This is a genomic window from Pseudoduganella aquatica (assembly GCF_020865585.1).
GTDB lineage: Bacteria > Pseudomonadota > Gammaproteobacteria > Burkholderiales > Burkholderiaceae_D > Rugamonas > Rugamonas aquatica_A.
The window spans coordinates 528,513-540,339 of sequence record NZ_CP086370.1; the positions used below are offsets into that span (position 1 = coordinate 528,513).

An 11,827-nucleotide genomic window follows, 5' to 3' on the forward strand; every position below is an offset into this window, starting at 1 on the left:
CGGCGCGCCCGCGCCTTAAGTCTCAATTAATCACCCAGCGCGGCCAGCAGCTCGGCCTGGTGTTCGGCGGCCAGGGCGTTGGTCAGCTCCGCCAGGTCGCCGTCCATGATGAAGTCCAGCTTGTACAAGGTCAGGTTGATGCGGTGGTCCGTCATGCGGCCCTGCGGGTAGTTGTAGGTGCGGATGCGCTCGCTGCGGTCGCCCGAGCCGATCAGGCTCTTGCGGGTGGCGGCCTCCTTCGACTGCTGCTCGCGCAGCTGCACGTCCTTGATGCGCGCCGCCAGCACTTTCATGGCCTGGGCCTTGTTCTTGTGCTGCGAACGGTCGTCCTGGCACTCCACCACGATGCCGGTGGGCAAGTGGGTCAGGCGCACGGCCGAGTCGGTCTTGTTGATGTGCTGGCCGCCCGCGCCCGAGGCGCGGAAGGTGTCGATGCGCAGGTCGGCCGGATTGATGTGCACGTCCTCCACCTCGTCCGCTTCCGGCATCACCGCCACGGTGCAGGCCGAGGTGTGGATGCGGCCCTGGGTCTCGGTGGCCGGCACGCGCTGCACGCGGTGGCCGCCCGATTCGAATTTCAGCTTGGAGTACACGCCGTTGCCCACCAGGCGCACGATGACCTCGCGGTAGCCGCCCAGGTCGGAGGCCGACTCCGACACCATCTCAACCTGCCAGCGGTTGCGCTCGGCGAAGCGGGTGTACATGCGCAGCAGGTCGCCCGCGAACAGCGCCGATTCGTCGCCACCGGTGCCGGCGCGGATCTCGAGGAAGATGTTGCGCTCGTCGTTGGCGTCCTTGGGCAACAGCATTTTCTGCAGCGCCAGTTCCAGCTCGGCCAGGCGGCCCTTGCCCGCTTCGATTTCTTCCTGCGCGAACTCCTTCATCTCCGGATCGGACAGCATGGCCTGCGCCTCGGCGATGTCGCCCAGCGCGCCCTGGTAGTCCTTGTACAGCGCCACCAGCGGACCGAGTTCGGCGTGTTCGCGCGTCATCTTGCGGTAGCTGTCCATATTGGAGGTGGCGCCCTCGGACATCAGCAGTTCGTCCAGTTCGTCGAGTCGGTTTGCCAATTGGTCCAGCTTGGCCAGCATTGATGGTTTCATGGGTGCTCTGTGAAATACGTGGAATGGGGAGTGCGGTACTGCTGCGGCGCGGACGCCAGGGGGGAAGCTGGCTGCGCTAACGGCGGCCGCGGAACATCTGGGGCAGCAAGGTGGCCAGCTGGGCGCGCTCGTCGCCCTGGGCGCGGTGCAGCGCCTGCTGCGGGCCGTGCATGAACTTGGCGGTCAGGCCCTTGGACAGGGCTTCCAGCACCGCGTCGATGTCTTCGCCCTTGGCCAGCATCTTGCGGGCGCGCTCCAGTTCCATCTGGCGCAGCGCTTCGCCGCTTTCCTGCAGGCTCTGGATCACGGGCACCACGGCGCGGTCGTCTATCCAGTGCATAAAGGACTGCACCCGGGTTTCGATAATGGCTTCGGCCTGCGCCACCGCCGCCTGGCGGTTTTCCATGCCGGTCTGCACCACTTTGCCGAGGTCGTCCACGGTGTACAGGAAGACGTCGCTGAGGCGGCCCACTTCGGGTTCGATGTCGCGCGGCACCGCCAGGTCCACCATGAACATGGGCTTGTGGCGGCGCGCCTTGATGGCGCGCTCCACCATGCCCAGGCCGATCAGCGGCAGCGAGGAGGCGGTGCAGGAAATGACGATGTCGTAGTGCTGCAGGCGGTCCTGCAAATCGGCCAGGCGCATGGCCTTGGCGCCGAAGCGGTGCGCCAGCTGCTCGCCGCGCTCCATGGTGCGGTTGGCGATGGTGATGCTTTTCGGATTCTGCGCCGCGAAGTGCGTGGCGCACAGTTCTATCATTTCGCCGGCGCCGATGAACAGCACGTTTTGCTCGGAAATCTTGTCGAAGATGCGCTGCGACAGGCGCACGGCGGCCGCCGCCATCGACACGCTGTGCGCGCCGATCTCGGTGGTGCTGCGCACTTCCTTGGCCACGGAGAAACTGCGCTGGAACAATTGGTGCAGATAGGTGCCCAAGCCGCCGACTTCCTCGGCGGTGCGGATGGCGTCCTTGATCTGGCCCAGGATCTGGGTTTCGCCCAGCACCATGGAATCCAGCCCGGAAGCGACGCGGAAAGTGTGGCGCACCGCGTCGTGTTGCGGCAGCATGTACAAATGCGGGCGCAGTTCGCCGTAGTTGAGCTTGTGGAAGTCGGCCAGGAAATGGGCGCCCGCGTCGAGCGGATTGACGCCGTGGCTGGCCGCGTACAGCTCGGTGCGGTTGCAGGTCGACAGGATGGCCGCCTCGTCGCCGCCGCGCGGGTCGATGCGCTCGAACCACGCGCGCGCCGCCGTCACCGCCTGACCCAGTTGCTCAGGGGCGAACGCCAGTTGTTCGCGCAGCGACACTGGAGCGGTGGTATGGTTGAGGCCGACGGCAAGCAGTTGCATTTTTGACAGTATGCGGCGGGATAGGAACGTTACCGGTCATTATACCGTGATGCGTCCGGCCTCACCGGCGGCCGGGGCCGATAGCCGCTATTTGCTTGAGGCGCGGCTCAGGCGCCCAGCTTTTCCAGGCGGTAGCCGTAGCTGTACACCGGCACCAGGCGGAAACCGTTTTCCGGCTTCAGCTGCAGCTTGTTGCGCACGCGCGAGACGTGGGTGTCCATGGTGCGCGAAGGAATGGCGGTTTCGCGTATCCACACGGCTTCATGGATGTAGGCGCGCGACAGCGGACGGCCGATGTTGCGGAAAAACAGCAGCGCCAGGTAGAACTCCTTGTGCGTCACGTCCAGCACGGCGCCGTCCATCAGCAGGCGGCCCGGGCGGGTTTCGAAGACGTACTGGCCAAATTGCAGCTGTTCGGCGCCGTTCTGCGTAGGATAGGCGCGGCGCAGCAGGGCTTGCACGCGCGCCACCAGTTCGCTGCGGCGCAGCGGCTTGATCATATAATCGTCGCAGCCGGCAGCCAGGCCGGCCACGATGTCGTCTTCGCCGGAGGCGGTGGTCAGGAACAGCACCGGCGCCTGTTCAGGCATTTTTTCGCGGGCGCGGCGCACCACTTCGGCGCCGCTCATGTCCGCCACCTGCCAGTCCAGGATCAGCATGTCATAGCTGTCCTTGCGCAAGTGGCCGAGCAGGTCCTTGGCGGTCTGGAAGCCGTGGCAAATGTGACCCGCCGAGGTGAGCACCTGGCAGATCACGTCGGCTTGGCTGCGGTCATTGTCTAGTACTACGATTCTCATGATAGGGCGGTTCAAGTCCGGCGATGCAAGGCGTTCGCCGAGGAAGTTGGAATATAGTTACACGGGCGGCCGACAGAGTGTATCACTTCAGGAATGAAATTTTTCCTGTGAGAATCAAAAATGTTCTTATGCAAACTCGTCGTATGATTACACGGTACTCCCTTAAAAGTAGCTTTTCAATGGCCTTTGGTACAATTGCGTAACACGAAAAGTCATCATGTTTACAAAGAAAGACGTGAAATGGACGTTGATACCGGCCTCTGAACAGGAGCTTGACGAGGTGCGCGCGCGCTGCCGGCGCCTGGTGCAGCGGCGTGCCGCCGTGTCGGCCGGCATGTCGGCGGTGCCGATTCCGGGATTGGACGTGGTGTCCGACTTGCGCCTGTTTTCCGAGCTGATCGAGGACGTGAACCGGGAATTCGGCCTGACGCCGGAGCAGGTGGGGCGCTTGCAGCCGCGTTTCCGGCTGCTGGCCTACCAGGCCGCCGTCAACGTGGGCGGCACCATGGTGGGCAAATATGTGACCAGGGAAGTGGTGCTGCGGATGATGCAGCGGGCCGGCGCCGGGCTGGTGGCCAGGCAGGCTACCCGTTTTGTACCGCTGGCCGGCCAGGCCGCTGCGGCGGCGATCGGCTTTTTCGCCTTCCGCCAGATTGGCTACCAGCACGTGGAAGCCTGCGCCAGGGTGGCGCAGGAGGTCATGCTGGCGCAGCGCGACGCTGCGCCCTAGCCGGACTCAGGCGTCCGGCAGCACCACGTTGACGTCGAGCACCTCCAGGTTGCCCTGGCGGTCCAGCGAGATCTTGATGTCGTCGGCGTTCACCTTGGTGTACTTGGAAATCACCTCGATCAGTTCCTTGTGCAGGGCAGGCAGGAAGTCCGGACCGGCGCGGCCATTGCGTTCGCGCGCGATGATGATTTGCAGGCGCTCCTTGGCGGCGGTGGCCGTCTTGGGCTTGCTCGGGAACAGGAATGACAGCAGGGCCATATTACTTCCCTCCGAAGATACGCTGCAGCAGGCCGGGCTTTTCGTAGGTCGTGAAACGCAGCGGCAGGTCTTCGCCCAGGAAGCGCGACACCACGTCTTCATAGGCGTCGGCGACGTCGGTGCCCTTGAAGTGGATGGCGGGATTGCCCTGGTTGGATGCGTGCAGCACCGATTCCGATTCCGGAATGATGCCGATCAGCGGGATGCGCAGGATTTCCTGCACGTCCTGGTAGGACAGCATTTCGTCCGCTTCCACGCGTTTCGGCGAGTAGCGGGTGATCAGCAGGTGTTCCTTGACCGGCTCGCCGCCCGATTGCGCGCGGCGCGACTTGGCCTGGATGATGCCCAGGATGCGGTCCGAGTCGCGTACCGACGACACTTCCGGATTGGTCACCACCAGCGCCTCGTCGGCGAAGGTCAGCGCCATCAGCGCGCCGTGCTCGATGCCGGCCGGCGAGTCGCAGATGATGTATTCGAAGCCCATGTTGATCAGCTCGTGCAGCACCGCTTCCACGCCTTCTTCCGACAGCGCGTCTTTGTCGCGCGTCTGCGAAGCGGGCAGGATGAACAGGTTGTCGCAGTGCTTGTCCTTGATCAGGGCCTGGTTCAGCGTGGCTTCCTTGTTGATCACGTTGATCAGGTCGTACACCACGCGGCGTTCGCAGCCCATGATCAGGTCGAGGTTGCGCAGGCCGACGTCGAAGTCGATCACCACGGTTTTGTGCCCGCGCAAGGCCAGGCCGGAGGAGAAGCTGGCGCTGGACGTCGTCTTGCCGACACCGCCCTTGCCGGACGTTACAACGATAATTCTTGCCACAAAAGTGTCCTTTTCAGAAAGCTGAACCGCAGTCTAGCCGCGGTTGAGCATTAAGCGCGAGTAGGGGAATTGACAGATAGTATATCGATTCGGTCGCCCACCAGGCTGATTTGTGTGGGTTTGCGTGCGTGCTCGGCAGGGAAACCGTCTTCAAAAGTGCTGTACACGCCCGCAATCGACACCAATTCCGGCGACATGGACAGGGCGAAGATGCGCGCGTCGGCATTGCCGGAAGCGCCCGCCAGCGCGCGGCCGTTGAGGGTGTTGTAGACGTGGATGCTGCCGTCGGCGATGATTTCGGCGCCGTTGTTGACCACAGCCGTCACGATCAGGTCGCCGCCGCGCGCGTAGATGCGCTGGCCGGCGCGCACCGGGGTGTCGATAATCATGGTGCCGGCGGCGCCGACGGCGGGCGCGGCTGCCGGGGCGGCTTCGGCCACCGGCGCGGGTGCTGGCGCTGCTGCCGGCGCCGCCGGTTTTTCTTCGTCGCGCTTGCCGCTGTCGAGCGACAGGCCCTGGGCCAGGATGTCGTCTATCATGTCCGGCGCGGCATTGCGCACGGCCACCGGATTCAAGCGGTATTTTTTCAGCAGGGCAATAATGCTGCCCCAGTCGATGCGCGCGCAGCCTGGCGCCAGCGAGCCGACGTCGATGACGGTCAGGTCGCCTTCAAAGAAGTCGGGCGTGCCGCCGGTCATTTCGTTGAGGGCGGCGTCGAGTGCGATGCCATCCGAAGTGTTCAGGATGGCGGAAACGGCAACGACGGTGGAAATTTTGATTTCGATGGGCTTTTGGAACGAGCTTTTGGACATAAACGATCAGTAAAAGAGTCAGCTTGGCGGCCCATCGGCCAGGATTTGCCAAAGGCTCAAGCATTTTACTGTGGTTGGGCCGGAAATGGGAGAGCCGTCTCACGCGTGAAACGGCTCTGGGCCTGGGCGGCAGGCGGGATGCGCGCGCTTCAGGCGGCCCGCAATTCGCGCGCCGCCGCCACCATATTGCGCAGCGCGGCTTCCGTTTCCTTCCAGCCACGGGTCTTCAGGCCGCAGTCCGGATTCACCCACAGCTGCGCCGCCGGGATCACCGCGCTGGCCTTTTTCAGCAGGCGCACCATTTCCGCCGTTTCCGGCACGCGCGGCGAGTGGATGTCGTACACGCCGGGACCGATCTCGTTCGGATAGCGGAAGGCGCCGAAGCCGGCCAGCAGTTCCATCGCCGAGCGGCTGGTTTCGATGGTGATGACGTCCGCGTCCATGGCGGCGATCTGCGGCAGGATGTCGTTGAACTCGGCGTAGCACATATGGGTGTGGATCTGCGTTTCATCGCGCGCCACGCTGGCCGACACGCGGAAGGCGCGCGTGGCCCAGTCCAGGTATTCGCCCCAGCGGCTGCGGCGCAGCGGCAAGCCTTCGCGCACGGCGGGTTCGTCGATCTGGATAATGCCGATGCCGGCCTGTTCCAGGTCCGCCACCTCGTCGCGGATGGATAGCGCGATTTGCAGCGTGGTCTGGGCGCGCGGCTGGTCGTCGCGCACGAAGGACCATTGCAGGATGGTGACCGGGCCGGTGAGCATGCCTTTCACCGGTTTGCCGGTCAGCGATTGGGCGTGTACGGTCCAGTCCACGGTCATTGCTTGCGGACGGGCCACGTCGCCGTAAATGATGGGCGGCTTCACGCAGCGCGAGCCGTAGGATTGCACCCAGCCCAGCTGGGTGAAGGTGAAGCCGTCCAGTTGTTCGCCGAAGTATTCCACCATGTCGTTGCGCTCCGCTTCGCCGTGCACCAGCACGTCCAGGCCCAGTTCCTCCTGGCGCGCGATGGCGTAGGCGATTTCCTCGCGCATGCTTTGCTCGTAGGCCGCCGCGCCGAGTTCGCCGCGCTTGAAGCCGGCGCGCGCGGCGCGGATGGCCGGCGTCTGCGGGAAGGAGCCTATGGTGGTGGTGGGGAAGGATGGCAGCTGGAAGCGCGCGCGCTGCACCGCCTGGCGGGCAGGGAAGGGCGCGGCGCGGCGGTCGGCGTGGACCGGCAGGGCGGCGATGCGCGCCGCCACGGCAGGGTTGTGCACGCGCGGGCTGGCGCGGCGGCTGGCGCAGGCGGCGCGGGACGTTGCCCAGGCGGCGTCGAATGCCGCGCCGTCGCCGGCCGTGTCCAGTGCCTGCACCTGCGCCGGCCCTTCGCCGGCGGCGCCGGCCCGCAGCAGCGCGGTCCTCAGCAGCGCCAGTTCGCCCAGCTTCTCGCCGGCGAAGGCCAGCCAGCTTTTGACCTCGGCGTCCAGCGCGGTTTCGTTCTCCAGGCTGAACGGCGTGTGCAGCAGCGAGCACGAGGTGGACAGCCACAGCTTGCCGCCGCGCTTGGCCGCGATGGGCGCGAGCTGCGCCAGCGCCAGGTCCAGGTCCGTGCGCCAGATATTGCGGCCGTCCACGATGCCCACCGAGAGCACCTTGTGCACCGGCAGCCAGTCCGCCACGCTGGTCAGCTCATGCGCGGCGCGCACGCCGTCCACATGCAGGCCCGCCACCGGCAGGCGGCACGCCAGGCTGACGTTTTCTTCCAGCGGCGAGAAGTAGGTGGCCAGCAGCAGCGGCACGCCCACCTGGTTCAGCTGCCAGTAGGTGTTCTCGAAAGCATTGCGCCAGGCCGGCGGCAGGTCCAGGCCAAGGATGGGTTCGTCAATCTGCACCCAGCTTACGCCTTGCTGCTTCAGGCGGTCCAGCACCGCGCCGTACACCGGCAGCAGCTTGTCCAGCAACGAGAGGCGGTCAAAGCCGGCGCTGCGCTCCTTGCCCAGCCACAGGAAAGTCAGCGGCCCGATCAGCACCGCCTTGACCGCGTGGCCCAGCGCCTGCGCCTCGGCCACTTCGGCAAACAGGCGCTCGCAGGCAAGCGAGAACTCGGTTTCCGGCGAGAACTCCGGCACCAGGTAGTGGTAATTGGTGTCGAACCACTTGGTCATTTCCAGCGCCTGCGCGCTGTGCTGGCTGCCGTGCTCGTTGCCGTGCTGATGCGTGCAGCTGGCGTGGTGCTCATGCTCCGCATGGGAAACGCCGCGCGCCATGGCGAAATAGCGCGCCAGCTGGCCCTGCTCCGCGTGGAAACCGAAGCGCGCCGGCTCGCAGCCCAGCAGCTGGATATGGTTGGCCACTTGGTCGTAAAAAGCGAAGTCGCCCACCGATACCAGGTCCAGGCCCGCGTCGCGCTGCTGCGCCCAGTGGCGGGCGCGCAATGCCGCGCCGGCCGCTTCCAGTTCGGCCTCGGTACTCTCGCCGCGCCAGTGTTTTTCCAGCGCAAACTTGAGTTCGCGTGCCGCGCCTATGCGTGGAAAACCGGGAATATGTGTCTGAATTGATTTCATGATTGTTGTCATCCGCATTAAATATTGGTGAGGTAAAGTGTGCGGCAAAGACGTTTATAATCAAAACGAAAGATTTTGCGCGTCAACGTGAAATAAATTAATACAAGGCCCGTCATGCTGGAAATCCGCCACCTCCGTACCCTTAGCGCCCTGCGTTCCGCAGGTAGCCTGGTGCGTGCAGCCCAGTTGCTCAACCTGACCCAGTCAGCGCTGTCGCACCAGATTAAATTGCTGGAAGATCGCTACGGGAGCCCGCTGTTTGAGCGAAAATCGGTGCCGATCGGCTTCACCGCCACCGGCGCCCGGCTGCTGCGCCTGGCCGACACCCTGCTGCCGGAAATCGAGCAGGCCGAACGCGACGTGGCGCGCCTGTCGCAAGGCGACCAGGGCCAGCTGCGCGTGGCGCTCGAGTGCCACACCTGTTTCGACTGGCTGATGCCCGTCATGGACGAGTTCCGCAAGCGCTGGCCGGACGTGGAAATCGACCTGGTGTCCGGCTTCCACAGCGAGCCGGCCGAGCTGCTGCGCGCCGGCAATGCCGACCTCGTCATCGGCTCCGATTACAGCGCCGACTTCGCCACCTTCCCGCTGTTCCGCTTTGAAATCCTGGTGGTGATGGCGCTGAAGCACCGCCTGCAAGCGCAGCGCCGCCTGCAAGCCGCCGACTTTGAAGGCGAAACCCTGATCACCTATCCGGTGCCGGAAGCGCGCATCGACCTGATCCGCGAAGTGTTGCGCCCGGCCGGCATCGGCTTCGAACGCCGCACGGCCGAACTGACTGTGGCTATTTTGCAATTGGTGGCCAGCCGCCGCGGCCTGGCCGCTTTGCCGAATTGGGCAATAAAAAACTATGTTGATTACGATTATGTGAGCGCTCGTCCTATCGGCGAGCAAGGTTTATGGAGCGACTTATTTGTTTCCGTACCGGAAGCATTACGCGAGAAAGCCTATGTGCTCGACTTCGTTAATGTGATACGGGAACAGTGCGCGGCCACGCTGGATGGAATCAAGTTATTGTCGTGATGTTTTATCGTGACAATTGGTGAGCTTTCAGTGGGGCAGCAGTTGTTAGCATTGACGAATATCAAAGCCAGTGCGCGCGGGGACCGCTAGGATGGTGTTTTTCGCCACAGGCCCTGCATCCTGAAGGAATCCATGTTCAAGCACGATCAAGACCACTTCCGCAGCCTCTCCGACCTGGCCGATTTTCAGCACGATATTGTTAACGCCGCGCTCGCCAACTCCATCGTCATTACCCGTCAATTGTGCAATGCCTTAAATGGCACGAGCGTGCTGTTCGTTGAAGCAACCGAGCAAATACAAGGGTTATTCAACCGCGCGCTCCACAAATCGTTAGAATGAAAGCACCGTCAATCTTAATCACCTGACCATTCGGTTGGATCTTCTGGAGAATTAAATGGATGATGTAGTTATCGTAGCGGCGGGCCGTACCGCCGTAGGCAAATTCGGCGGCAGCCTGGCCAAGATTCCCGCAGCCGAACTGGGCGCGCATGTCATCAAGGGCCTGCTGGCCAAGACCGGCCTGGACGCGAACCTGATCAACGAAGCCATCCTGGGCCAGGTGCTGACCGCCGGCGTGGGCCAGAACCCGGCGCGCCAGGCTGTGATCAAGGCCGGCCTGCCGACCAGCATCCCGGCCTACACCATCAACAAGGTGTGCGGTTCGGGCCTGAAAGCCACCCACCTGGCCACCCAGGCCATCAGGTGCGGTGACGCCAACATCATCATCGCCGGCGGCCAGGAAAACATGAGCGCCTCGCCGCACGTGCTGAACGGCTCGCGCGACGGCTTCCGCATGGGCGACGTGAAGATGACCGACACCATGATCGTCGACGGCCTGTGGGATGTGTACAACCAGTACCACATGGGCGTGACCGCTGAAAACGTGGCGAAAAAGTATGACATTTCCCGCGCAGCGCAGGACGAGTTCGCCCTGCAGTCGCAGCTGAAGGCCGAAGCGGCGCAGAAGGAAGGCAAGTTCAAGGACGAGATCATTCCGCTGGAAATCGCGCAGAAGAAGGGCACCTTCCTGTTCGACGCCGACGAATACATCAAGCCGGGCTCCACGCTGGAAGCGCTGGCCGGCCTGCGTCCCGCTTTCAACAAGGAAGGCACGGTCACCGCCGGCAACGCCTCCGGCCTGAACGACGGCGCTGCCGCCGTCATCATGATGTCCGCCAGCCAGGCGCGCGAGCTGGGCCTGACCCCGCTGGCCAAGGTGAAAGCCTACGCCTCGTCCGGCATCGACCCGGCCTACATGGGCATGGGCCCGGTCTCGGCCGCCAAGCTGTGCCTGAAAAAAGCCGGCTGGACGCCGGACGACCTGGACCTGATGGAAATCAACGAAGCCTTCGCCGCCCAGGCCCTGGCCGTGAACAAGGAAATGGGCTGGGACACCAGCAAGATCAACGTGAACGGCGGCGCCATCGCCATCGGCCACCCGATCGGCGCGTCGGGCGCCCGCATCCTGGTCACGCTGCTGCACGAAATGGTGCGCCGCGACGCCAAGAAAGGCCTGGCTTCGCTGTGCATCGGCGGCGGCATGGGCGTGGCGCTGGCGGTTGAGCGCGCGTAAGCAAGGTATCAGCAGTACCGCAGCAGGCAGTTCAGTTCTTTTAGTGTTTGAGACAATAAGAGGGGATGACAAATGGCAAGAATCGCATTGGTAACAGGTGGTATGGGTGGTCTGGGCGAAGCGGTGTGCATCAAGCTCGCCGCGCTGGGCTATAAGGTAGTGACCACATATTCCCCTAGCAACAAGAAAGTTGAAGAATGGCTGGCCACGACGCGCGACATGGGCTTTGATTTCAAGGCTTATCCGTGCGACGTGGCGGACTACGACTCGGCGCAAGCCTGTGTCGCCGCCATCGTGAAGGATATCGGTCCGATCGATGTGCTGGTCAACAATGCCGGCATCACGCGCGACATGACTTTCAAGAAGATGGACAAGCTGAACTGGGACGCGGTGATGAGCACCAACCTCGATTCCGTGTTCAACATGACCAAGCCGGTCGCCGATGGCATGGTGGAGCGCGGCTGGGGCCGTATCATCAACATCTCGTCGGTGAACGGCCAGAAGGGCGCCTTCGGCCAGACCAACTACTCGGCCGCCAAGGCCGGCGTGCACGGTTTCACCAAGGCGCTGGCGCTGGAAGTGGCGCGCAAGGGCGTCACCGTCAACACCATCTCGCCGGGCTACATCGGCACCAAGATGGTGATGGAGATTCCGCAGGACGTGCTGGATTCGAAGATCCTGCCGCAGATTCCGATGTCCCGCCTGGGCAAGCCGGAAGAAGTGGCGGGCCTGGTGGCTTACCTGTCGTCCGAAGAGGCAGCGTTCGTCACCGGCGCCAACATCGCCATCAACGGCGGCCAGCACATGTCCTAAGACAGCGCTG

12 protein-coding genes are annotated in these 11,827 nt (G+C 63.7%); 5 read left to right on the forward strand and 7 right to left on the reverse strand.

Features of this window, described 5'->3' with window-relative positions; translation table 11 throughout:
- Positions 1-26: 26 nt before the first annotated feature.
- The 3 genes from prfA to KT882_RS02390 all read right to left on the reverse strand — a co-directional run bounded on the left by prfA (position 27) and on the right by KT882_RS02390 (position 3,251).
- Positions 27-1,103, reverse strand: a complete 1,077-nt coding sequence (gene prfA / locus KT882_RS02380; protein ID WP_161070127.1) for a peptide chain release factor 1 — start codon at positions 1,101-1,103, stop codon at positions 27-29.
- 76 nt (positions 1,104-1,179) lie between these two features.
- Complete coding sequence (gene hemA / locus KT882_RS02385; RefSeq protein WP_161070126.1) at positions 1,180-2,454, reverse strand: glutamyl-tRNA reductase; 1,275 nt, start codon at positions 2,452-2,454, stop codon at positions 1,180-1,182.
- A 107-nt stretch (positions 2,455-2,561) separates the two neighbouring features.
- Positions 2,562-3,251, reverse strand: coding sequence for a response regulator transcription factor (locus KT882_RS02390; protein WP_228894257.1), 690 nt, complete (start codon positions 3,249-3,251; stop codon positions 2,562-2,564).
- Between the two features lie 217 nt (positions 3,252-3,468).
- Here KT882_RS02390 and KT882_RS02395 point away from each other — a divergent pair, with 217 nt between their 5' ends.
- Positions 3,469-3,981 (forward strand): hypothetical protein, encoded by a 513-nt coding sequence (locus KT882_RS02395; RefSeq protein ID WP_161070124.1) that lies wholly within the window; start codon positions 3,469-3,471, stop codon positions 3,979-3,981.
- Positions 3,982-3,987: 6 nt separating this feature from the next.
- Here the strand turns inward: KT882_RS02395 and minE are convergent, their stop codons facing one another.
- The 4 genes from minE to metE all read right to left on the reverse strand — a co-directional run bounded on the left by minE (position 3,988) and on the right by metE (position 8,408).
- Positions 3,988-4,239 carry a cell division topological specificity factor MinE gene (gene minE, locus KT882_RS02400; RefSeq protein WP_056400827.1) on the reverse strand — a complete coding sequence of 84 codons (252 nt, stop codon included), beginning with the start codon at positions 4,237-4,239 and terminating at the stop codon, positions 3,988-3,990.
- Between the two features lies 1 nt (position 4,240).
- On the reverse strand, positions 4,241-5,056 hold the full coding sequence (gene minD / locus KT882_RS02405; protein ID WP_161070123.1) for a septum site-determining protein MinD: 816 nt from the start codon (positions 5,054-5,056) through the stop codon (positions 4,241-4,243).
- Positions 5,057-5,106: 50 nt separating this feature from the next.
- The gene (minC, locus tag KT882_RS02410; protein ID WP_228894258.1) at positions 5,107-5,868 is read right to left on the reverse strand and encodes a septum site-determining protein MinC; all 762 of its coding nucleotides are present in this window, start codon (positions 5,866-5,868) and stop codon (positions 5,107-5,109) included.
- A 149-nt stretch (positions 5,869-6,017) separates the two neighbouring features.
- Entirely contained in the window at positions 6,018-8,408 is a 2,391-nt protein-coding gene (gene metE / locus KT882_RS02415; protein ID WP_407682031.1) for a 5-methyltetrahydropteroyltriglutamate--homocysteine S-methyltransferase, read from the reverse strand.
- Positions 8,409-8,522: 114 nt separating this feature from the next.
- Here metE and KT882_RS02420 point away from each other — a divergent pair, with 114 nt between their 5' ends.
- The 4 genes from KT882_RS02420 to phbB all read left to right on the forward strand — a co-directional run bounded on the left by KT882_RS02420 (position 8,523) and on the right by phbB (position 11,817).
- Positions 8,523-9,431: a LysR family transcriptional regulator gene (locus tag KT882_RS02420; RefSeq protein WP_161075655.1), complete on the forward strand. Its 909-nt coding sequence runs from the start codon at positions 8,523-8,525 to the stop codon at positions 9,429-9,431.
- 132 nt (positions 9,432-9,563) lie between these two features.
- The gene (locus KT882_RS02425) at positions 9,564-9,770 is read left to right on the forward strand and encodes a hypothetical protein (RefSeq protein WP_161075656.1); all 207 of its coding nucleotides are present in this window, start codon (positions 9,564-9,566) and stop codon (positions 9,768-9,770) included.
- 55 nt (positions 9,771-9,825) lie between these two features.
- On the forward strand, positions 9,826-11,004 hold the full coding sequence (locus tag KT882_RS02430; protein WP_161075657.1) for an acetyl-CoA C-acetyltransferase: 1,179 nt from the start codon (positions 9,826-9,828) through the stop codon (positions 11,002-11,004).
- Positions 11,005-11,076: 72 nt separating this feature from the next.
- On the forward strand, positions 11,077-11,817 hold the full coding sequence (gene phbB / locus KT882_RS02435) for an acetoacetyl-CoA reductase (protein ID WP_161075658.1): 741 nt from the start codon (positions 11,077-11,079) through the stop codon (positions 11,815-11,817).
- Positions 11,818-11,827: the final 10 nt, after the last annotated feature.

Bases quoted from the DNA above. Each gene is read 5' to 3' on its own strand.
- prfA (WP_161070127.1), bottom strand. From the start codon at position 1,103: ATGAAACCATCAATGCTGGCCAAGCTGGACCAATTGGCAAACCGACTC.
- hemA (WP_161070126.1), bottom strand. From the start codon at position 2,454: ATGCAACTGCTTGCCGTCGGCCTCAACCATACCACCGCTCCAGTGTCG.
- KT882_RS02390 (WP_228894257.1), bottom strand. From the start codon at position 3,251: ATGAGAATCGTAGTACTAGACAATGACCGCAGCCAAGCCGACGTGATC.
- KT882_RS02395 (WP_161070124.1), top strand. From the start codon at position 3,469: ATGTTTACAAAGAAAGACGTGAAATGGACGTTGATACCGGCCTCTGAA.
- minE (WP_056400827.1), bottom strand. From the start codon at position 4,239: ATGGCCCTGCTGTCATTCCTGTTCCCGAGCAAGCCCAAGACGGCCACC.
- minC (WP_228894258.1), bottom strand. From the start codon at position 5,868: ATGTCCAAAAGCTCGTTCCAAAAGCCCATCGAAATCAAAATTTCCACC.
- metE (WP_407682031.1), bottom strand. From the start codon at position 8,408: ATGAAATCAATTCAGACACATATTCCCGGTTTTCCACGCATAGGCGCG.
- KT882_RS02420 (WP_161075655.1), top strand. From the start codon at position 8,523: ATGCTGGAAATCCGCCACCTCCGTACCCTTAGCGCCCTGCGTTCCGCA.
- KT882_RS02425 (WP_161075656.1), top strand. From the start codon at position 9,564: ATGTTCAAGCACGATCAAGACCACTTCCGCAGCCTCTCCGACCTGGCC.
- KT882_RS02430 (WP_161075657.1), top strand. From the start codon at position 9,826: ATGGATGATGTAGTTATCGTAGCGGCGGGCCGTACCGCCGTAGGCAAA.
- phbB (WP_161075658.1), top strand. From the start codon at position 11,077: ATGGCAAGAATCGCATTGGTAACAGGTGGTATGGGTGGTCTGGGCGAA.